The organism is Kluyvera sp. CHPC 1.251, assembly GCF_036759945.1.
Classification (GTDB): domain Bacteria; phylum Pseudomonadota; class Gammaproteobacteria; order Enterobacterales; family Enterobacteriaceae; genus Kluyvera; species Kluyvera sichuanensis.
This window is the reverse complement of record NZ_JAPKIC010000007.1, coordinates 128,660-148,560: the sequence shown is the minus strand read 5'-3', so window position 1 is coordinate 148,560 and position 19,901 is coordinate 128,660. Positions and strand designations below refer to the sequence as shown.

At 57.0% G+C, this 19,901-nt stretch carries 18 protein-coding genes; 11 read left to right on the top strand and 7 right to left on the bottom strand.

All coding sequences use genetic code 11. The features are described 5' to 3' along the window. Positions 1 to 8 precede the first annotated feature (8 nt). From V6940_RS14990 to pspA, 7 genes are all read right to left on the bottom strand, one after another. The gene (locus tag V6940_RS14990; RefSeq protein WP_333496397.1) at positions 9 to 1,577 is read right to left on the bottom strand and encodes an ABC transporter substrate-binding protein; all 1,569 of its coding nucleotides are present in this window, start codon (positions 1,575 to 1,577) and stop codon (positions 9 to 11) included. Between the two features lie 123 nt (positions 1,578 to 1,700). Next, the gene (locus V6940_RS14985) at positions 1,701 to 2,768 is read right to left on the bottom strand and encodes a YcjF family protein (RefSeq protein ID WP_333496396.1); all 1,068 of its coding nucleotides are present in this window, start codon (positions 2,766 to 2,768) and stop codon (positions 1,701 to 1,703) included. After that, the gene (locus V6940_RS14980) at positions 2,765 to 4,162 is read right to left on the bottom strand and encodes a YcjX family protein (RefSeq protein WP_333496395.1); all 1,398 of its coding nucleotides are present in this window, start codon (positions 4,160 to 4,162) and stop codon (positions 2,765 to 2,767) included. The genes V6940_RS14985 and V6940_RS14980 overlap by 4 nt, the downstream gene beginning before the upstream one ends. Before the next feature lie 34 nt (positions 4,163 to 4,196). Beyond that, positions 4,197 to 4,415: a phage shock protein PspD gene (pspD, locus tag V6940_RS14975; RefSeq protein WP_185666061.1), complete on the bottom strand. Its 219-nt coding sequence runs from the start codon at positions 4,413 to 4,415 to the stop codon at positions 4,197 to 4,199. Positions 4,416 to 4,429: 14 nt separating this feature from the next. Continuing rightward, the gene (pspC, locus tag V6940_RS14970) at positions 4,430 to 4,789 is read right to left on the bottom strand and encodes an envelope stress response membrane protein PspC (protein ID WP_333496497.1); all 360 of its coding nucleotides are present in this window, start codon (positions 4,787 to 4,789) and stop codon (positions 4,430 to 4,432) included. Further along, positions 4,786 to 5,010 carry an envelope stress response membrane protein PspB gene (pspB, locus tag V6940_RS14965; protein ID WP_035894063.1) on the bottom strand — a complete coding sequence of 75 codons (225 nt, stop codon included), beginning with the start codon at positions 5,008 to 5,010 and terminating at the stop codon, positions 4,786 to 4,788. The genes pspC and pspB overlap by 4 nt, the downstream gene beginning before the upstream one ends. 52 nt (positions 5,011 to 5,062) lie before the next feature. Then, the gene (gene pspA, locus V6940_RS14960) at positions 5,063 to 5,731 is read right to left on the bottom strand and encodes a phage shock protein PspA (RefSeq protein WP_185666060.1); all 669 of its coding nucleotides are present in this window, start codon (positions 5,729 to 5,731) and stop codon (positions 5,063 to 5,065) included. Positions 5,732 to 5,898: 167 nt separating this feature from the next. Here pspA and pspF point away from each other — a divergent pair, with 167 nt between their 5' ends. The 11 genes from pspF to pdeR all read left to right on the top strand — a co-directional run bounded on the left by pspF (position 5,899) and on the right by pdeR (position 19,858). Continuing rightward, a complete protein-coding gene (gene pspF / locus V6940_RS14955) occupies positions 5,899 to 6,873 on the top strand; it encodes a phage shock protein operon transcriptional activator (protein WP_333496394.1) in 975 nt (324 codons plus the stop codon). Positions 6,874 to 6,995: 122 nt separating this feature from the next. Next, the gene (gene sapA, locus V6940_RS14950; protein WP_333496393.1) at positions 6,996 to 8,645 is read left to right on the top strand and encodes an ABC transporter substrate-binding protein SapA; all 1,650 of its coding nucleotides are present in this window, start codon (positions 6,996 to 6,998) and stop codon (positions 8,643 to 8,645) included. After that, positions 8,642 to 9,607, top strand: coding sequence for a putrescine export ABC transporter permease SapB (sapB, locus tag V6940_RS14945; RefSeq protein ID WP_185666055.1), 966 nt, complete (start codon positions 8,642 to 8,644; stop codon positions 9,605 to 9,607). The genes sapA and sapB overlap by 4 nt, the downstream gene beginning before the upstream one ends. After that, a complete protein-coding gene (sapC, locus tag V6940_RS14940; RefSeq protein WP_185666054.1) occupies positions 9,594 to 10,484 on the top strand; it encodes a putrescine export ABC transporter permease SapC in 891 nt (296 codons plus the stop codon). Before sapB ends, sapC begins: the two co-directional genes overlap by 14 nt. Beyond that, entirely contained in the window at positions 10,484 to 11,476 is a 993-nt protein-coding gene (gene sapD / locus V6940_RS14935) for a putrescine export ABC transporter ATP-binding protein SapD (RefSeq protein WP_185666053.1), read from the top strand. Before sapC ends, sapD begins: the two co-directional genes overlap by 1 nt. Position 11,477: 1 nt before the next feature. After that, a complete protein-coding gene (sapF, locus tag V6940_RS14930; RefSeq protein ID WP_106928998.1) occupies positions 11,478 to 12,284 on the top strand; it encodes a putrescine export ABC transporter ATP-binding protein SapF in 807 nt (268 codons plus the stop codon). Positions 12,285 to 12,308: 24 nt separating this feature from the next. Beyond that, a complete protein-coding gene (fabI, locus tag V6940_RS14925; protein ID WP_333496392.1) occupies positions 12,309 to 13,094 on the top strand; it encodes an enoyl-ACP reductase FabI in 786 nt (261 codons plus the stop codon). A 234-nt stretch (positions 13,095 to 13,328) separates the two neighbouring features. Continuing rightward, entirely contained in the window at positions 13,329 to 14,486 is a 1,158-nt protein-coding gene (locus V6940_RS14920; protein WP_333496391.1) for a CMD domain-containing protein, read from the top strand. An 81-nt stretch (positions 14,487 to 14,567) separates the two neighbouring features. After that, entirely contained in the window at positions 14,568 to 16,502 is a 1,935-nt protein-coding gene (locus V6940_RS14915) for an exoribonuclease II (RefSeq protein WP_333496390.1), read from the top strand. 703 nt (positions 16,503 to 17,205) lie between these two features. Continuing rightward, positions 17,206 to 17,505, top strand: coding sequence for a hypothetical protein (locus V6940_RS14910; RefSeq protein WP_333496389.1), 300 nt, complete (start codon positions 17,206 to 17,208; stop codon positions 17,503 to 17,505). A 361-nt stretch (positions 17,506 to 17,866) separates the two neighbouring features. Continuing rightward, on the top strand, positions 17,867 to 19,858 hold the full coding sequence (gene pdeR / locus V6940_RS14905; RefSeq protein ID WP_333496388.1) for a cyclic di-GMP phosphodiesterase: 1,992 nt from the start codon (positions 17,867 to 17,869) through the stop codon (positions 19,856 to 19,858). The last annotated feature ends 43 nt before the right edge of the window (positions 19,859 to 19,901 follow it).

The window sequence follows — 19,901 nt, the reverse complement described above, 5'->3', positions numbered from 1 at the left end:
CAGATGGACTATTTCGTCACGCGGTCATACCAGACCATGTCGGCGTTCAGCCCTTGCTGGTAGCCCTTCACGTTGTCGCGAACCACAATCTGCGTTTTGCCCTGATCAATAAAGACGTACGGCGAATTACGCTGCAGCTCTTCCTGCATTTTTTTGTACAGGTCGAGGCGTTTTGCGACGTCCGGTTCCGCGACGGCCGCGAGCGTGGCTTTATTCAGCTCAGGAATTTTCCAGCCGTTCAGGCCCGCCACGGTGCTGGATTTACCGTCGTTAAAGGCAAAGGCGCTCGCGTTGGAGTGCGCGTCAAAGTAGTCCGGGATCCACAGACGAATCGCCGCCTGATGCTGCTTCGCACGTACGCGAGCGTAAACCTGGCTGCCCGCCGCCGGCAGCAGATCCACCTTCACGCCGCCCTGGGCAAAGCTTGCCTGCATCGACTGCGCAATGGTGATAAACGGCGGTTTGTTTTCTACATCGAGAGTGAAGTGGGCGTCTTTGATGCCCGCTTTCGCCAGAATGTCTTTGGCTTTGGCAGGGTCAAATTTAAACGGCGTGTTGTCCAGCGCGCCCGGGAAACCGACCGGCAGGAAACTCTGATGCACAAAGTACTGCCCTTTCAGCAGATCTTTGGTGATGCCGTTGTAGTCCACTAACCAGCGCGCCGCTTCCCAGAACGCGGGATTCGCCAGCAACGGGTTGGCGGTGTTCGCGGTGTTGAACACCACGTAGTTTTGCTCGGCAGACGGAATGCTTAATACCTGTAGACCCGGTTTGCCCTGCAGAGCGTCAATCTGATCGGCGCCGAGGTCGCGCGCCACGTCAGCATCGCCCTGCTGAATCAACAGACGGCGGGAGGCCGGATCCGGCACGTTTTTAATGATCACGCTTTTCAGCTTCGGCGCGCCGGTTGGCGAAGTCTCGTTAGCTTCCAGCACGATAGCCTGATGCGGCTGGTAAACACGCATTTTGAACGCGCCGCTGCCCGCAGAGTGCATTTTCAGCCATTCGTTACCGAAGTCATTGCCCTTCACGTTGGCTGCCACCAGTTTCTCATCCACAATCGAGGCAATCGGCGTAGAGAGAATATTCAGCGCCACCGATGGACTGACGTCAGCAGTCCAGCTTAGCTGCAGCGTATGGTCGTCAATTTTCTTCAGCTGGCTGGCAATGTTGCCTGGCTCCCAGCCGAGGACGTTAAGAATAAACGCCGGGGATTTGTTGAGAGTGACAGCACGGGTGTAGGAGAAGATCACATCTTCCGGACGCAGCGGGTTGCCGGACGCAAATTTGGCATCGCTTTTCAGCTTGATGGTCAGCGTTTTCTTCGCGGCATCCGCCTGCCAGCTTTCCGCCAGAATTGGGGTGATTTTAGCCGGGTCGTTACGGTCAGGCTGAACCAGACGCTGGTAGAGGCTCGGTACCGTCTGGATGCTGGAGAGCTCGTTGGCCTCCGCCGGATCCAGACTCACAATATCGTCCAGACCCTGAGCCACGACCAACGTGTTTGGCGGCGTAGCGGCATAAGCGGAGGCTGACAGCGCGGTCAGCACGAGTAACGGCAGCAGTTTTTTGGTCATCGGGACTTCCTGAAAATGAACGTGTTGTGGACGATTCAGCTAAAGTAGCGCTGGTTGTCACTTTCAGTAAAGATAAGTATAGAAATAGGTTATACAATTTTCGCATAACCATATTTTATCTCGTCAATTATCCCGCTGCGCCGCCGATTTTCCTTTCTGCACCGTCGCTTTCAGTTGCCCAATAAGTTCGCGGCGGAAGTCACCGAGACGCGGCTTATCGTTGTCGATCCACGGCAGCGGTCGGCAAAGCTCCATCGCCTTGATCCCAAGACGCGCGGTAAGCAGCCCGGCACCAATCCCCTGCGCCGCACGGGTCGACAGGCGCGCGGCGAGATCCTGAGACATCCAGTCCATACCGATTTCCCGCACCAGTTCACTGGCCCCGGCGAAGGCGATGTTGATCAACACCAGTCGGAACAGGCGCAGACGGCTGTAGTAACCCAGCTCAATACCGTAGAGGTTAGCGATGCGGTTAATCAGCCGCAGGTTACGCCACGCAATAAAGCCCATATCTACCAGCGCCAGTGGGCTGACGGCAATCATCAGCGTCGATTCCGCCGCCGAGCGGCTGATTTCGCGGCGCGCCTGCGCATCCAGTACCGGCTGCACCAGATGGGCGTACAGGCTGACCACTTCGCGGTCGCTTTGGGTTTCGTGGATAGCCGCGTACCAGCGCTGTAGCGCCGGGTGCGACTGGTCCAGCCCCGCCTGACGCGCCAGCCCCTCGCAGAACGCACGTCCTTTGCCCACGCTGTGACTGTGCATTAAGGTCCGCGCTTCATCGCGTTCTTCCGCGCGCTGGCGTAAGCGCCAGAGTCGACGCCATTCGGTGACCACCGAACCGACACCCGCGCCGACGATAAGCGCCCCGGCGGCACAGCCACCAAGCGCCGCCCAGTCGTTGGTTTGCCAGGCGGTCATCGTCCACTGTACGCCCTGGGCAACCACGCTGATGCCAAACAGACCGAGCCCCGCGGTGACCATTTTGCGCCACAGGCTACGCTTCGGGCGCAGCGCCGCGTCGAGAGTGGCTTCCACCTGCCCTTCCTGCTCGGGTTCGTCGTCGAGCATCACCGGCGCGAATTTCTCCGCCGTCACGTCGTCAAACGCCTGCGAAGTTTTAAACTGTTCCGGCTTCACCTCATCAAGCGGGCCATCAAAGTCAATTCGTGGTTTATAGGCGTCGTTCATCGCAGCTTATCTCCAATCAAAAACTCCAGCGCGGCATCCAGACGGATATGCGGCAGCGGCTGGTCAACGTCCATCGTCTGCGGACGGAAGGCCTCAAACTGAAAACCTTGTTTATCCCAGAACGCCTGTCCGGGAAGGCGCGCCGGTACCTCACCTGGGTAAACGGTGAGCGGCTGGCCGTCACTCAAGCGATGACCGCGTAGCGCCGGGATCTTCTCACCATTCACCTCAATTAGCCCACTCTGCGTTGCCTGCACCGAGGCCAGCCCCAGACAGTCCATGGTAATGCCTTCAAAAGCGGCGTTCTGCCAGGCGTCCTGAATCAGCTGTTGCAGCAGCGACACCATATTGCCGTGCTGATCGACGGTGACGTGATCCGCCTTAGTGGCAGCAAACAGCAGCTTGTCGATAACCGGCGAAAACAGGCGACGGAACAGGGTGCGCTGCCCGTAATGGAAGCTGTGCATCAGCTGTGTCAGCGCCAGGCGCATATCGTTAAACGCCTGCGGGCCGCTGTTGAGCGGCTGCAGACAGTCGACCAGCACAATCTGGCGGTCGAAGCGCAGGAAGTGATCCCGGTAGAACCCCTTCACCACTTTTTCGCAGTAGTAATGGAAGCGTTCGCGCAGCATACCGGCATTGCTGTGTTTGTCCGCCTGCGCGAGCTTTGACTCACCGATGGCATCGACATCCGGCCATGGGAAAAACTGCAGCGCCGGGGCACCTGCCAGGTCACCCGGCAACACAAAGCGGCCCGGCTGAATAAAATGCAGCCCTTCCTGCTTGCACTGGTGCAGGTAGTCGGTCCAGGCCTGGGCAATTTCCGCCAGTCGGTTCTCGTCAGCGGGTGCGAACGGATCCAGCCCTTCGCAGAGCTGTCGCCATTTTGCCGACCACTCGGCACGCTGGCCGGTCAACAGCCCGGTCATCTGGCGCGACCAGCCCAGGTAGTCCTGGTTGAGCATCGGTAAGTCGAGCAGCCACTCGCCGGGATAATCGACAATCTCCAGATAGAGCGTGGAGGTCTCTTTAAAGTGACGCAGTAGCGAGTCGTTCGATTTGTAGCGCAGCGCCAGGCGAATTTCGCTCACCCCGCGCGTCGGCGTCGGCCAGGACGGCGGTTGGCCGTACAGCTGCGCCAGCCCTTCGTCGTAGGTGAATCGCGGGATACCAAGATCACGCTGAGGAATACGTTTGACGCCGAGCAGGCGCTCTTCGCGCACCGCGCTCAACAGCGGCAAGCGCGCACCGGTATGAATATTGAGTAGCTGATTCACCAGGCCGGTGATAAAGGCGGTCTTACCGCTGCGGCTGAGGCCGGTAACGGCAAGACGAAGATGCCGGTCAACGCCACGGTTGACCAGCGCATTGAATTCATTTTTGAGTCGCTTCATTGCTTATCAGACACTCCTCGCTACGCCGATAGCCCTATTTTGCCATGGGGAAATAACGTTTGGCGAGGCGGGACAACAGCGGTTCCAGCGCCACCGCCAGAAACATCTTCAGCGGACGGCGGGCGACGGACTTCACCGCCCATCCGGCTACGCCTGCCGGGCCGTAACGCAGGGCCGTCAGGAGCGCCAGCTTGCCAACGATTTTCAAACCGGGCTTCACCTTCTGGCCTGCCCGCTGCCATTTATTATTCATCAGTAGCCTCTTGCTCAGAGCTGACGGAACCGGCTGCGCAGGGTAAAAGTGTCAGATGTCACGTAACGTTCCATCTCGCGCAGTCGCTGCTCGCCAGCGGCTAATTCAGCATCCACCGCATCCAGCAAATCGCGGCTGGAGGGTTGATGCGGGTTGTTCATCGCCCCTTCCGGCATCGGGTCGAGGGCGAAGGTCAAAATCACGTAGGCGACGACGACAAAGAAAAACAGACCAAACAGCATCGCCAGCACGGTAATAATACGAATCAGCTTTACCGGCACGTCGAGGTAGTCGGCAATACCGGCGCAGACCCCTTTCACCATGCCTCGCTGCGGGATACGCCACAGCTTTTTGTTCAGATCCAGCGCCATTATTTGTCCCTCCAGTTTGGATGTTCTGCATCCAGAATGGCTTCCAGCGCCTGAATACGCTCGCGCATCCGTTTCGCGTCATCGGTCAACTGCATCAGCCGCTGCTGCTCGCCCTGTGAAAGCTCGCCGGAGCGGGAGCGATTGCTATAGTGAAGCCACAGCCAAATCGGCAATACAAACAGCACAAACAACGTCAGGGGAATGCCGAGGAAAAGCGCGCTCATAGAAACTCCTTATATATTATGAGCAGCGGCACGGTCAGTGCCGCCGGAATGATTATTCGTTGTCCTGCTTCATTTTGGCTTTCAGTGCCGCCAGCTGCTCGCTGATTTCATCATCCGCTTTCAGCTCGGCAAACTGCTGGTCCAGCGACGGTGTTTTACCAAAACGATGGCTTTCGGCTTCCGCTTCCATATGGTCGATGCGACGTTCAAAGGATTCAAAGCGAGCCATTGCTTCATCCAGTTTACCGCTGTCCAGCTGGCGACGCACATCGCGGGATGAACTCGCCGCCTGATGACGCAGCGCCAGAGACTGCTGACGAGCGCGGGTTTCGCTGAGTTTATTTTCCAGCTCGCCGATCTCTTTTTTCATACGCGCCAGGGTTTCATCCACCAGCGTCACTTCATGCTCCAGCGTGCCGATAACATCGGTCAGCTTCTGTTTTTCAATCAGCGCCGCACGTGCCAGATCGTCTTTCTCTTTACGCAGCGCCAGTTCGGCCTTCTCCTGCCATTCAACCTGCTGCGCCTGCGCACGTTCCACACGGCGGGACAGGTCTTTCTTTTCTGCCAGCGCACGGGCAGAGGTGGAGCGTACTTCCACCAGGGTGTCTTCCATCTCCTGGATCATCAAGCGGACCAGTTTCTGCGGGTCTTCCGCTTTTTCCAGCAGCGAGTTGATGTTGGCGTTCACGATGTCGGCAAAACGAGAAAAAATACCCATTGTTCAATCCTCTTAGTTCTGTGTATCGGGCTGAGCCCTGCGTAAAGACTATTACAACTTCCGTGCCAACTTTTTATCTTATTGATTATCAAAGAGGTGATTGAAATTCAGCCGCTAAACGCCTACAGTGAAATGGCGAATTACACCAACATGTGGCGAATTTCATCATGGCAGATAACAAAGATACCCTCCTCGGCGAAGCGAACCGCTTTATTGAGGTGCTGGAACAGGTTTCCCGATTGGCGCCGCTGAACAAACCGGTGCTGATTATCGGCGAGCGCGGGACGGGCAAGGAGCTTATCGCCAACCGCCTGCACTACCTCTCCTCCTGCTGGCAGGGGCCGTTTATTTCGCTTAACTGCGCGGCGTTAAATGAAAACCTGCTCGACTCCGAGCTGTTCGGTCATGAAGCCGGGGCATTTACCGGGGCGCAAAAGCGTCACCCGGGGCGTTTTGAGCGCGCCGACGGTGGCACGCTGTTTCTCGATGAGCTGGCCACCGCGCCGATGCTGGTGCAGGAAAAACTGCTGCGAGTGATTGAATACGGCGAACTTGAACGCGTCGGCGGCAGCCAGCCCTTGCAGGTCAACGTGCGCCTGGTGTGCGCGACCAATGCGGATTTGCCGCAACTGGTCGAAGAAGGCACCTTCCGTGCCGACCTGCTCGACCGGCTGGCCTTTGACGTGGTGCTGCTACCGTCGCTGCGCGAACGTCAGAGCGACATTATGTTGATGGCGGAACACTTCGCGATTCAGATGTGCCGTGAACTGGGTCTGCCGCTGTTTCCCGGCTTTACCGAACGCGCCCGCGAAACGCTGCTGCACTACCGCTGGCCGGGGAATATCCGTGAGCTGAAAAACGTGGTGGAGCGCTCGGTCTACCGCCACGGCTCCATTGATGAACCGCTGGACGATATTATTATCGATCCGTTCCGTCGTTCGCCTGCCGTCGTGCCGCCCATCGCCACACAAAGCAGCGGCCCGGCGCTACCGTTAGACCTGCGTCAGTTTCAGCTCAGCCAGGAGAAAACGCTGCTGGAACAGAGCTTGCAGCAGGCGCGATTCAACCAAAAACAGGCCGCCGATCTGTTAGGGCTGACCTATCACCAGTTACGGGCTCTGCTGAAAAAACACGCCCTGTAGACTGCTTTGCAGGCAATCCCCGGTAAAAGTGGCGACTTTTAAGCCAGTCACCTTCAGACTTTTGTACCTGGTAGCCGTAAGTGCGATACACTTTGCAGATCAATCGAAAATATAACGAAACTATGCGCCTGAATTTGCCATCCTTCCTCGCCGCATTGGGGCTCTTTTGCGGCCAGGCGATTGCCGCACCGCAACCGCTAGCCCCCCCTCGCGCCGATATTCGCGACAGCGGATTTGTCTACTGCGTCAGCGGGCAGGTCAACACCTTCAACCCGCAAAAGGCGGGCAGCGGGCTGATTGTCGACACGCTGGCGGCTCAGCTATACGACCGTCTACTGGACGTTGACCCTTACACCTATCGTCTGGTGCCGGAGCTTGCCGAAAGCTGGGAGGTGCTGGATAACGGTGCAACCTACCGCTTCCACCTGCGAAACAACGTGCAGTTCCAGACCACCCGCTGGTTTACGCCAACGCGCGCACTGAACGCCGACGATGTGGTCTTTACCTTTGAACGTATTTTCGATCGCCATCATCCGTGGCATAACGTCAACGGCGGCGCCTTCCCTTACTTCGACAGCCTGCAGTTTGCCGATAGCGTGCAGAGCGTGCGCAAGCTGGATAACCACACCGTGGAGTTTCGTCTGACCCGCCCGGACGCCTCGTTCCTCTGGCATCTGGCAACCCACTACGCCTCGGTGATGTCCGCCGAGTACGCCGACAAGCTGACCAAACAGGACCACCAGGAGCTGCTCGACCGCCAGCCGGTCGGCACCGGACCGTTCCAGCTTGATGAGTATCGGGCCGGGCAGTACATCCGTTTACAGCGCCACCCGACATTCTGGCGCGGCACCCCGCTGATGCCGCAGGTGGTGGTCGATTTAGGCTCCGGCGGTACCGGGCGGTTGTCCAAACTGCTGACCGGTGAATGCGACGTGCTGGCCTGGCCTGCCGCCAGCCAGTTGACCATTCTGCGCGACGACCCACGCCTGCGCCTGACGCTGCGTCCGGGGATGAACATCGCCTATCTGGCGTTTAACACCGACAAACCACCGCTGAATAACCCTGAAGTGCGTCACGCCCTGTCGCTGGCTATCAACAACCAGCGCCTGATGCAGTCGATCTACTACGGTACGGCGGAAACCGCGGCCTCCATTTTGCCGCGCGCCTCCTGGGCTTACGATAACGAAGCTAAAATTACTGAATACAATCCGAAGGAAGCGCGTCGTCGTCTTGAGGCATTAGGTCTGCAAAAGCTGACGCTGCACCTGTGGGTGCCGACCAGTTCGCAGGCCTGGAACCCGAGCCCGCTCAAAACCGCCGAGCTGATTCAGGCGGATATGGCGCAGATTGGCGTGAAAGTGGTGATCGTGCCGGTGGAAGGCCGTTTCCAGGAAGCACGGCTGATGGACATGAACCATGACCTGACGCTCTCCGGCTGGGCTACCGACAGTAACGACCCGGACAGCTTCTTCCGCCCGCTGCTAAGCTGTGCGGCCATCACCTCGCAGACCAATCTGGCGCACTGGTGTAACCGCGAGTTCGACAGCGTGCTGCGCAAAGCGCTGGACTCCCAGCAACTGGCGTCGCGCATTGATGCCTACGATGAGGCCCAGCAGATCCTCGCCCGCGAACTGCCGGTGCTGCCGCTGGCTTCGTCGCTGCGTCTGCAGGCCTATCGCTACGATATGAAAGGGCTGGTGCTAAGTCCGTTTGGTAACGCCTCGTTCGCGGGCGTGTCGCGGGAAAAAGAAGAGAAGGTGCAGAAACCATGATTATTTTCACTCTTCGTCGCCTGTTGCTGCTGCTGGTTACGCTCTTTTTCCTGACCTTTGTCGGCTTCAGCCTGAGCTATTTCACCCCCCATGCGCCGCTGCAAGGGGCCTCACTCTGGAACGCATGGGTGTTCTGGTTTGAAAGCGTGATGCACTGGGACTTCGGCGTCTCCAGCATTAACGGCCAGCCGATTTCCGAACAGCTGCGGGAAGTGTTCCCGGCAACCATGGAGCTTTGCATCCTGGCGTTTGGCTTCGCCCTGCTGGTCGGCATTCCCGTCGGTATGCTGGCCGGGATCACCCGCAACAAGTGGCAGGATAAAGTCATCAGCTTCTTCGCGCTGCTGGGCTTTTCTATTCCGGTGTTCTGGCTGGCGCTGCTACTTACCCTGTTCTTCTCACTGACGCTGGGCTGGCTGCCGGTTTCCGGGCGCTTTGACCTGCTATATGAAGTTAAAAACGTCACCGGCTTCGCGCTGATTGATGCCTGGCTTTCCGACTCGCCGTGGCGACATGAAATGATCATCAGTGCCCTGCGCCATATGGTGCTGCCGGTGCTGACGCTGGCGGTTGCGCCAACCACCGAAGTGGTGCGCCTGATGCGTATCAGCACCATTGCAGTGTATGACACCAACTACGTGAAAGCCGCCGCGACGCGCGGGGTTTCTCGTCTGACCATTCTGCGCCGTCACGTGCTGCACAACGCCCTGCCGCCAGTGATCCCGCGTCTGGGGCTACAGTTTTCCACCATGCTGACGCTGGCGATGATCACCGAAATGGTGTTTAGCTGGCCGGGTCTGGGACGCTGGCTGATTAACGCCATTCGCCAGCAGGACTATGCGGCGATCTCCGCCGGTGTGATGGTGATTGGCGCGCTGGTGATCATCGTGAACGTGATCTCCGATATATTGGGTGCTATGGCTAACCCGCTGAAACATAAGGAATGGTATGCCTTACGATAGCGTCTATCTCGAGAAGCGTACGCCAGGTGCCCTACGCACCGTGTGGCGTAAGTTCTACGGCGATACCACCGCGATGATTGGCTTTTACGGCTGCATCGGGTTGGTGCTGGTGTGCGTATTCGGCGGCTGGTTTGCTCCGTACGGCATCGACCAGCAGTTCCTCGGTTATCAACTGCTACCGCCGTCATGGTCGCGCTACGGTGAAGTGTCATTCTTCCTTGGCACCGATGACCTGGGCCGCGATGTGTTAAGCCGCCTGCTGAGCGGCGCGGCGCCCACCGTTGGCGGTGCGTTTGTGGTTACGCTGGGAGCGACAGTTTTCGGTCTGGGTCTCGGTGCCTTTGCCGGCTCCACCCGCGGCCTGCGCTCGGCGGTGCTGAACCATATTCTCGACACCCTGCTCTCCATCCCTTCGCTGCTGCTGGCGATTATCGTGGTGGCCTTTGCCGGCCCGCATCTGTCGCATGCCATGTTCGCCGTCTGGCTGGCGCTGCTGCCGCGTATGGTACGCTCGATTTACAGCATGGTGCACGACGAGCTGGAGCGCGATTACGTCATCGCTGCCCGCCTCGACGGCGCTTCAACGCTGAACATTCTGTGGTTTGCAATTTTGCCGAACATTGCCGCAGGGCTAGTGACCGAGATCACCCGCGCGCTGTCGATGGCGATTCTGGATATCGCCGCGCTGGGCTTCCTTGACCTGGGCGCGCAGCTGCCCTCCCCGGAATGGGGCGCCATGCTGGGCGACGCGCTGGAGCTTATCTACGTCGCGCCGTGGACGGTGATGCTGCCAGGCGCGGCCATTATGGTCAGCGTCCTGCTGGTTAACCTGCTGGGCGACGGTATTCGCCGCGCCATCAACGCGGGGGTGGAATAATGCCGTTACTTGATATTCGCAATCTGACCATCGAATTTAAGACCAACGAAGGCTGGGTGAAGGCTGTGGACCGCGTCAGCATGACGCTGGCCGAAGGCGAAATTCGCGGTCTGGTCGGCGAGTCCGGTTCGGGCAAGAGCCTGATCGCCAAAGCGATTTGCGGCGTGACCAAAGATAACTGGCGCGTGACCGCTGACCGTATGCGTTTTGATGATATCGACCTGCTGCGCCTGTCCAACCGCGAACGCCGCAAGCTGGTCGGCCACAACGTGTCGATGATTTTCCAGGAGCCGCAGTCCTGTCTCGATCCGTCTGAACGTATCGGCGAACAGCTGATGCAGAATATTCCCGGCTGGACCTTTAAAGGCCACTGGTGGCAGCGCCTGGGCTGGCGTAAACGCCGTGCTATTGAACTGCTGCACCGCGTGGGGATTAAAGACCACAAAGACGCGATGCGCAGCTTCCCCTATGAGCTGACCGAAGGGGAATGTCAGAAGGTGATGATCGCTATCGCGCTGGCCAACCAGCCGCGTCTGCTGATTGCCGATGAGCCGACCAACGCCATGGAACCGACCACTCAGGCGCAGATTTTCCGCCTGCTTACCGGTCTTAACCAGAACAACAACACCACCATTTTGCTTATCTCTCACGATTTGCAGATGCTGACCCACTGGGCGGATAAGATTAACGTCATGTACTGCGGGCAGACGGTGGAAAGTGCACCGAGCGAAGAGCTGGTGACCATCCCGCATCACCCGTATACCCAGGCGCTGATCCGTGCGATTCCTGACTTTGGCCGTTCCATGCCGCATAAAAGCCGCCTGAACACGCTTTCCGGCGCGATCCCGCTGTTGGAACAGCTGCCGATGGGCTGCCGCCTGGGGCCGCGCTGCCCTTACGCCCAGCGCAAATGTATTGAAACCCCGCGCCTGACGGGTGCGAAGAACCACCTGTTCGCCTGTCATTTCCCGCTGAACATGGAGAAAGAGTGAAATGGTCGAAACCTTGCTTGAAGTACGAAATCTGAGTAAGACCTTTCGCTACCGCACCGGATGGTTCCACCGTCAGACGCTACAGGCGGTCAAACCGCTGAGCTTTACCCTGCGTGAAAAGCAGACGCTGGCGATTATCGGTGAGAACGGCTCGGGCAAATCAACGCTGGCAAAAATGCTGGCGGGGATGGTAGAACCGACCACCGGAGAACTGTTGATTGACGACCATCCACTGGAGTTCGGCGACTACTCGTTCCGCAGCCAGCGTATCCGCATGATCTTCCAGGATCCGAGCACCTCGCTGAACCCGCGTCAGCGTATTTCCCAGATCCTCGATTTCCCGCTACGTCTCAACACCGATCTCGAACCGGAAGCGCGCCAGAAGCAGATTATCGACACCCTGCGCCTGGTCGGCCTGCTGCCGGACCACGTCAGCTACTACCCGCATATGCTGGCGCCGGGGCAGAAGCAGCGTCTGGGTTTAGCCCGTGCGTTGATCCTGCGCCCGAAGGTGATTATCTGCGATGAAGCGCTGGCTTCGCTGGATATGTCGATGCGCTCGCAGCTGGTGAACCTGATGCTGGAGCTGCAGGAAAAACAGGGTATCTCCTATATTTACGTGACCCAGCATTTGGGCATGATGAAGCACATTAGCGACCAGGTGCTGGTGATGCACCAGGGGGAAGTGGTGGAACGCGGCAGCACCGCCGACGTGCTGGCCTCCCCGCTGCACGATTTAACCAAGCGCCTGATTGCGGGCCACTTTGGCGAGGCGCTGACAGCTGACGCCTGGCGTAAAGACCGCTAACACTGAATAGAAGGATTAAACACGATGGGTTTTCTTTCCGGTAAACGTATTCTGATTACGGGCGTCGCCAGCAAGCTCTCCATCGCCTATGGTATCGCCCAGGCGATGGAGCGCGAAGGAGCCGAGCTGGCGTTTACCTACCAGAACGACAAACTGAAAGGTCGCGTAGAAGCGTTCGCCGCCTCTCTGAACTCCAGCATCGTCCTGCCGTGCGACGTGGCGGATGATGCAAGCATCGAATCCCTGTTCACCGAGCTGGCTAAGGTCTGGCCGACGTTTGACGGTTTCGTTCACTCCATCGGCTTTGCGCCGGCGGATCAACTGGACGGCGACTACGTCAACGCGGTAACCCGTGAAGGCTTCAAAATCGCCCACGACATCAGCGCCTACAGCTTTGTGGCAATGGCGAAAGCCTGCCGCAGCATGCTGAACCCCGGCTCTGCCCTGCTGACCCTCTCCTATCTGGGCGCTGAACGTGCGATTCCGAACTACAACGTAATGGGGCTGGCAAAAGCATCTCTGGAAGCCAACGTGCGCTATATGGCGAACGCTATGGGACCAGAGGGGGTGCGAGTAAACGCAATTTCAGCCGGTCCGATTCGAACTCTGGCCGCCTCCGGCATCAAGGATTTCCGAAAAATGCTGGCACACTGCGAAGCGGTAACCCCAATTCGTCGCACTGTGACCATCGAAGATGTTGGCAATTCAGCGGCGTTCCTGTGCTCTGACCTTTCTGCCGGGATAACCGGGGAAGTGGTGCACGTCGACGGCGGTTTCAGCATTGCTGCGATGAACGAGCTCGAACTGTAGGCCGGATAAGGCAACGCCGCCATCCGGTAATGTGTTCCGCATTGCCGGATGGCGCTACGCTTATCAGGCCTATATTCCCCGCTTCTTACCCCTCTGTTATTCCAGTCAGTTATTAATTATCGCCGAACAATATTTTCTCCCTCGCCACGCATGCGCCAGGATATTTACCTATAACGATCCGGCAACCCTCTCTCAATACCCGCCGGCTCGCCACCTATAGATCAAGGAATACCCATGGAGCCACGCCGCGTTTACGGCAAAAGCCACTGGTATCACGAAACCCAGTCGAGAGCCCAACACAGCGACGTGATGCCGCTGGTTCCCGAAGCCGCACACGTTGACGACCGTTTTTTACTGGACCTCACGTTACCTGATGCCCTTTACAGCGCCAATCAGCGCTGGCTGCGCGTTGCCCGTACGTTCGCCCAAACGCTGTTCCCGGATGTGGTCACCGTCAATCGCCTGCGCACCTTTAGCGCCTACGATCGTCTGAGCACCGCGCTCACCGTCGCGCAGGTTTCCGGGGTTCAACGTTTGTGTAACCACTACGCTGCGCGTCTGGCGCCGCTGCCGGGGCCGGACTCATCGCGCGAAAGCAACCATCGGTTGGCGCAAATCACCCAGTACGCCCGCCAGCTTGCCAGCTCTCCGTCGGTGATCACCCCACGCGAACGTCAACAGCTGGACGGCGTAGGGCTTACCGCACACGATATTATTCTGATTAACCAGGTGGTTGGCTTCGTCGGCTTCCAGGCGCGCGTTATCGCCATTTTCCAGGCACATCTCGGTTTCCCGGTGCGCTGGATACCCGGTATGCCGGTGCAGGAGGATGCTGACGCAGAACGCTTCCAGAGTGAAAGCGCGCCGTGGCATACCGACTTTGTCAGCACCGCGCCGCACCAGGCCAATACCCCGCAGGGTGACGCGCTAGCGCGCTGGCAGCAGCTACCCGAACTCACGGACCTGGCAAACGTACTGGTCGCCGAAGAGACGCTGCTGGAGGGGCTGGGTGAGCTTATCGACGCCCTCGCCTTCGCGCATCCGCTTCAGCCGCTGGCCGCGCTTATCCCGGCACGCATCAACGGCAGCGCGAGCTGTTTTCACTACTACAGCGGTCAGTGGCAAGGTGCCAGCGGCCTGCCCGAAGCGGTGCGCAACGGCGAGCGCGCCATCCAGGCCTGGAGCCACCACTATCCGCGTGAGCGGGCAATGGCACAGGCCACGCAGCTTTTAACCCGCGCGCCGGACCGCTTTAGCGCCGCGCAATTGACGCCACTCATCGAGCAAAGTCTTTCGGTACCGGATGCCATCACGCTGCTTGCCTGGAGCGCATTGAGCGGGTGGCTAAACCGCCTGCGCATCGCCCTTGGCAACGCGCAACAAGTTACGTAAAAGGGTGAAAGAGCGCTTGCTGCAACCTATAGATTCGCGTAAAAATGTCAGCCGCTCTTTTGGCCACGAAAATAGATCAATATGCTTCAGGACAACCCGCTGCTCGCGCAGCTAAAACAGCAACTTCACTCCCAGACGCCACGTGCTGAAGGGGTCGTAAAAGCCACGGAAAAAGGTTTCGGTTTCCTCGAAGTCGACGCGCAGAAAAGCTATTTTATTCCGCCGCCGCAGATGAAAAAAGTGATGCACGGCGACCGTATTATCGCAGTCATCCACTCTGAAAAAGAGAAAGAGAGCGCCGAGCCGGAAGAATTGGTTGAGCCTTTCCTGACCCGTTTTGTCGGAAAGATTCACCGCAAGGATGACAGACTGTCTATCGTTCCTGATCATCCGCTGTTAAAAGATGCCATTCCATGCCGCGCTGAACGCGGTGTGACACACGATTTCAAAGAGGGTGACTGGGCCGTTGCTGAAATGCGCCGTCATCCACTGAAAGGCGATCGTAGCTTCTACGCTGAGCTGACCAAATTCATCACCTTTGGTGACGACCACTTTGTGCCGTGGTGGGTTACCCTCGCCCGTCATAACCTGGAAAAAGAAGCCCCGAACGGCGTGGCGACCGAAATGCAGGATGAAGGCCTGGAGCGTCGCGATCTGACCGCTCTCGACTTCGTCACCATCGACAGCGCCAGCACCGAAGATATGGACGATGCGCTGTTTGTGGAAGAAGCCGCCGACGGCAAGCTGCTGCTGACCGTGGCCATCGCCGACCCGACTGCCTGGATTGTGGAAGGCAGCAAGCTGGACGACGCCGCGAAAATTCGCGCCTTCACCAACTACCTGCCGGGCTTCAACATCCCGATGCTGCCGCGTGAGCTGTCCGACGACCTCTGCTCGCTGCGCGCGGAAGTGGTTCGCCCGGTACTGGCCTGCCGCATGACGCTGGCGGCCGATGGCACCATCGAAGACAACATTGAGTTCTTCGCCGCTAACATCGAATCAAAAGCCAAACTGGTTTATGACGACGTTTCCAACTGGCTGGAAAACACCGGCGACTGGAAGCCGCAGACCGATGCCATCGCGCGTCAGATTACCCTGCTGCAGCGCGTTTGCCAGATTCGTAGCGAATGGCGTAAAACCCATGCGCTGGTCTTCAAAGACCGTCCTGACTACCGTTTCGTGTTGGGTGAGAAAGGCGAAGTGCTGGATATCGTCGCCGAACCGCGCCGCATTGCTAACCGCATCGTTGAAGAGTCGATGATTGCGGCCAACATTTGCGCCGCTCGCGTGCTGCGCGACAAGCTGGGCTTTGGTATCTACAACGTCCACACCGGCTTTGCACCAGACAACACCGAAGCGCTGGCTGCGCTGCTGAAAACCCACGACGTTCACGTCGACCCGGTTGAAGTGCTGACCCTGGACGGTTTCTGCAAGCTGCGCCGCGAGCTTGACGCTCAGCCTTCCGGCTTCCTTGACAGCCGTATTCGCCGCTTCCAGTCATTTGCGGAAATCAGCATCGATCCGGGCCCGCACTTTGGTTTAGGCCTCGAAGCGTACGCGACCTGGACTTCACCGATTCGTAAGTACGGCGACATGGTGAACCATCGTCTGCTGAAAGCGATCATCAAAGGCGAAAACCCTTCCCGTCCGAAAGAAGATGTGACCGTGCAGATGGCCGAGCGTCGTCGCCTGAACCGCATGGCGGAACGCGATGTGGCTGACTGGCTGTACGCCCGTTATCTGAATCCGCAGGCGGGTAAAGATACCCGTTTCGCAGCGGAGATCATCGACGTTAGCCGTGGCGGCATGCGTGTACGCCTGGTGGATAACGGCGCGGTTGCCTTTATCCCTGCGCCATTCCTGCACGCCGTGCGTGATGAGATGGTTTGCAGCCAGGAGAGCGGCACCGTGCAGATCAAAGGCGAAGTGGTCTACAAGGTCACTGACGTCATTGATGTCACCATTGCAGAAGTGCGCATGGAGACTCGCAGCGTGATTGCGCGCCCAGCGGCGTAAGTAACGAGAATCTGCATTAAACGGCCCCTTTTGGGGCCGTTTTTGTATCCGTTATTAAAAAGTTTGGCAGAAAGAGTCACTGGTGTATTTAGCCAGAATACAGAACAGACGCTCTCATCAACTTAATTCCCCCTTCTAACGCTACGACATTACAACCAGGAATTTAAAGTATCGTCTCGTGTAAACAGACAGTAAACGAAGAGAGAATTCCTGCATCGCTTTTATTTGAAGCACGCATAGCACGACTCAAAAACCATTCTAAAATATTGAAAATATTCAATTTAATCACCATTTTTGCTACAAGCATGAAAACAATGATCAAAGTCAATTTTTGGAATATACTTCCATATAAAAATGATTAACGCGAAATTAAATACTGATTAAGTGACAAATATATAGAATTAAAACCAATAAAAAATGAGCATTATCAGAATTTAATCCTTTAACAAGCATTAGGGGAGCTCATCATGAAAAACCAACACAACAAAACCCAAGCGGTAGCGTTATTTGTTTTTTCAGGGGATTTAGGACTAGCGAAGAAATACAGGCGCTACGAATTTGTCCGCAAGGGTTCTCAGAAATAGCAGTCACCACGCTGGTGGATTCACTTATAGTCGTAGTCAGTCTGAGTATTATCACACTGAAAATCATAACACTCTATTGTAAAGCACCTATAAATCAATCAGCTTAATGTGAAGGTATCATGAAGAAATATATGGTATTAACCATCGTCATATTCCTGTGCTCCTGCACTCAATACCAATGGGTTAAACCAGGAACAACACAGAGACAGTTGCAACTTGATGAGACTGCCTGCCAGGCCAGGTCACTAAAAGAACTTCATCCCGATAATGTTGTTATGGATAAAAACACAACCTATGACAGGGAGTTTGATGAAATTGACACTTCCTATTCGCGAGAAGATGCGAATGAAGAAGCAAGAGAGACTCTCATCCGTGATTGCATGTATCAAAAAGGATGGACACAAGAAGTCGTACGCTAGCATCGATTGAAACGTTCCGGCGTGAACATGTCCGGGAACCCGCATAGAGGCAGGTATTAATATGTGTCAGAAGCACTGAGGCGCATTAACGGCAAATATTGCTCTCGCATGCCACTTCAATCACTGAAAAGCGGTCTTGAGTCTAGACCTCATCATTTTAGACGTCGCGACCTAAACCTCAATGTGATCTTCACTGCCGCCTTAGAGCCGGTTCCCTGTTCTTTGTTTTAAGTGATGCTGGCTTTGCCTCAAGCCCAACATCGCCCCTCTTTTTTCTACGCGAAATTTCAAAAAACGTTCACACTGAATACCATGGTATTGGATTCGAACGCATTCGAATGCAGGTGTACGAGGAGCACACATGGTGAAGTCTCTGGCACAAAATCTGCTCGACCCAACCCCCAGTGAAACCAGTCTCTACTGGCGTTTGTCGCGTGCCGAACCCACTCTTTACCTGAGCATAGACCCCGATACCGGTGCCGGATCCGACCTCGCCATCCCCCTCAGCGAAGAAAATGCCCAGCGCATTCATACCATGAGCGTCACCACCTCAAGCCTGGCGGTCAATATTCAGGTCAACGGCCATGATGTGCCCATTCATCTTATTGGCCGCAAGGTCAGCTGTACGGAATGGGCCGGTACAGCGTCTTCCTGGTTTGATACCTCCTCCGTGGCCCGCGACCTGCTGCAGGGACTGCTGTTTGCCGAACAGGTGGTGTCCGAAGCGAATTCGGTAATTGTTATTCTCGACCGGGAAGGCAAAATTCAACGCTTCAACCGACTGTGCGAAGAGTACACCGGGGTAAAAGAGCAGGACGTGATCGGCAAAACCGCGTTTGAGCTTTTTATGTCTGCGCCGGAAGCCGCCGCCGCGCGGGAGAACGTGAGCCGTTTTTTTAGCAACGGTGGGCCCTATGAAGTGGAACGCTGGATCAAAACCCGCAAAGGGCCGCGTCTTTTTCTGTTTCGCAACCGTTTCGTCCACAGCGGTAGCGGTAAGAATGAGATCTACCTTATCTGTTCCGGTACCGACATCACCGAGGAGCGCAAAGCGCAGGAGCGGTTGCGGGTGCTGGCGAACACCGACACCATCACCGGGCTACCCAACCGTCATGCCATCAATGAGCTGATCGGCAGTGCCATCGACACCCGCCAGCCTGATGAACAAGTTGGCCTGGTCTATTTCGATCTCGATAACTTCAAGAAGGTGAACGACGCCTACGGACACGTCTTTGGCGATCAGCTGTTGCAGTCGGTAGCGCTGTCGATTTTAAGCTGTCTGGAAGAGAACCAGACCCTCGCGCGTCTGGGCGGCGATGAGTTTATCGTCCTTGCCACCCACACGTCGCAGAGCGCGCTGGAGGCGATGGCATCCAGGGTGCTAACCCGTCTGCGCGATCCTTTCCGCATCGGCCTGATTGAGGTCTATAGCGGCTGTTCTCTGGGTATCTCAATCGCTCCGCAGCATGGAGAAGATCGAGAGAGCCTGATTCGCAACGCCGACACGGCGATGTACACCGCCAAAGAGAACGGACGCGGGCGCTTTAGCGTCTTTAAACCGGAGATGAACCTGCGGGTATTCGAGTATCTGTGGCTGGATACCAACCTGCGCAAAGCCCTGCAGTGCGACCAGCTGGTTATCTATTATCAACCTAAGGTGGACTTAAACGGCGAGGTACATAGCCTGGAGGCGCTGGTGCGCTGGAACTCGCCCGAACGTGGGCTTATCCCACCGATGGATTTTATCTCTTACGCCGAGGAGTCCGGGCTGATTGTGCCGTTGGGGCGCTGGGTAATGCTGGACGCTATTCGCCAGGTGGCGCAGTGGCGCGACCGGGGCATTGACCTGCGCGTGGCGGTTAACGTCTCTGCAAGGCAACTGGTCGATCACGCCATATTCAGCGATCTGAAACAGGCGATGACCGCCCAGGGGTTCGAGACGTGCCCGATTGATATTGAGCTGACAGAAAGCTGCCTTATCGATAACGCCGAACAGGCGCTGGCGGTGATGGAACAGTTTCGCGCATTGGGGGCGCAAATCCATTTAGATGATTTCGGCACCGGCTATTCGTCGCTATCGCAGCTTGCCCGCTTCCCTATTGATACCATTAAGCTCGACCATATTTTTGTGCAGAGCGTGCACGACCATTCAGTCTCCCAATCGCTGGTAGTGGCGATTATTGCCGTGGCCCGGGCGTTGAATTTGCGTATTATCGCGGAAGGCGTCGAGGACGCGGCTGACGATGCGTTTTTGAAGCTGCACGGCGTAGATGAACGACAGGGCTACCTTTTTGCGCGCCCAATGCCCGTCGCCGAGCTGGAGCGCTGGCTGAGGGAGCATTCGGGGTTATAAGGTAAGCCATTTTTTCACTTCTCTTTTGTCGGTAAATTTTGCA

Bases quoted from the DNA above. Each gene is read 5' to 3' on its own strand.
- sapA (WP_333496393.1), top strand. From the start codon at position 6,996: ATGCGCCTGAATTTGCCATCCTTCCTCGCCGCATTGGGGCTCTTTTGC.
- sapB (WP_185666055.1), top strand. From the start codon at position 8,642: ATGATTATTTTCACTCTTCGTCGCCTGTTGCTGCTGCTGGTTACGCTC.
- pspD (WP_185666061.1), bottom strand. From the start codon at position 4,415: ATGAATAATAAATGGCAGCGGGCAGGCCAGAAGGTGAAGCCCGGTTTG.
- pspB (WP_035894063.1), bottom strand. From the start codon at position 5,010: ATGAGCGCGCTTTTCCTCGGCATTCCCCTGACGTTGTTTGTGCTGTTT.
- V6940_RS14985 (WP_333496396.1), bottom strand. From the start codon at position 2,768: ATGAACGACGCCTATAAACCACGAATTGACTTTGATGGCCCGCTTGAT.
- sapF (WP_106928998.1), top strand. From the start codon at position 11,478: ATGGTCGAAACCTTGCTTGAAGTACGAAATCTGAGTAAGACCTTTCGC.
- pspF (WP_333496394.1), top strand. From the start codon at position 5,899: ATGGCAGATAACAAAGATACCCTCCTCGGCGAAGCGAACCGCTTTATT.
- V6940_RS14980 (WP_333496395.1), bottom strand. From the start codon at position 4,162: ATGAAGCGACTCAAAAATGAATTCAATGCGCTGGTCAACCGTGGCGTT.
- sapC (WP_185666054.1), top strand. From the start codon at position 9,594: ATGCCTTACGATAGCGTCTATCTCGAGAAGCGTACGCCAGGTGCCCTA.
- V6940_RS14915 (WP_333496390.1), top strand. From the start codon at position 14,568: ATGCTTCAGGACAACCCGCTGCTCGCGCAGCTAAAACAGCAACTTCAC.
- sapD (WP_185666053.1), top strand. From the start codon at position 10,484: ATGCCGTTACTTGATATTCGCAATCTGACCATCGAATTTAAGACCAAC.
- fabI (WP_333496392.1), top strand. From the start codon at position 12,309: ATGGGTTTTCTTTCCGGTAAACGTATTCTGATTACGGGCGTCGCCAGC.
- pspA (WP_185666060.1), bottom strand. From the start codon at position 5,731: ATGGGTATTTTTTCTCGTTTTGCCGACATCGTGAACGCCAACATCAAC.
- V6940_RS14920 (WP_333496391.1), top strand. From the start codon at position 13,329: ATGGAGCCACGCCGCGTTTACGGCAAAAGCCACTGGTATCACGAAACC.
- pdeR (WP_333496388.1), top strand. From the start codon at position 17,867: ATGGTGAAGTCTCTGGCACAAAATCTGCTCGACCCAACCCCCAGTGAA.
- V6940_RS14910 (WP_333496389.1), top strand. From the start codon at position 17,206: ATGAAGAAATATATGGTATTAACCATCGTCATATTCCTGTGCTCCTGC.
- V6940_RS14990 (WP_333496397.1), bottom strand. From the start codon at position 1,577: ATGACCAAAAAACTGCTGCCGTTACTCGTGCTGACCGCGCTGTCAGCC.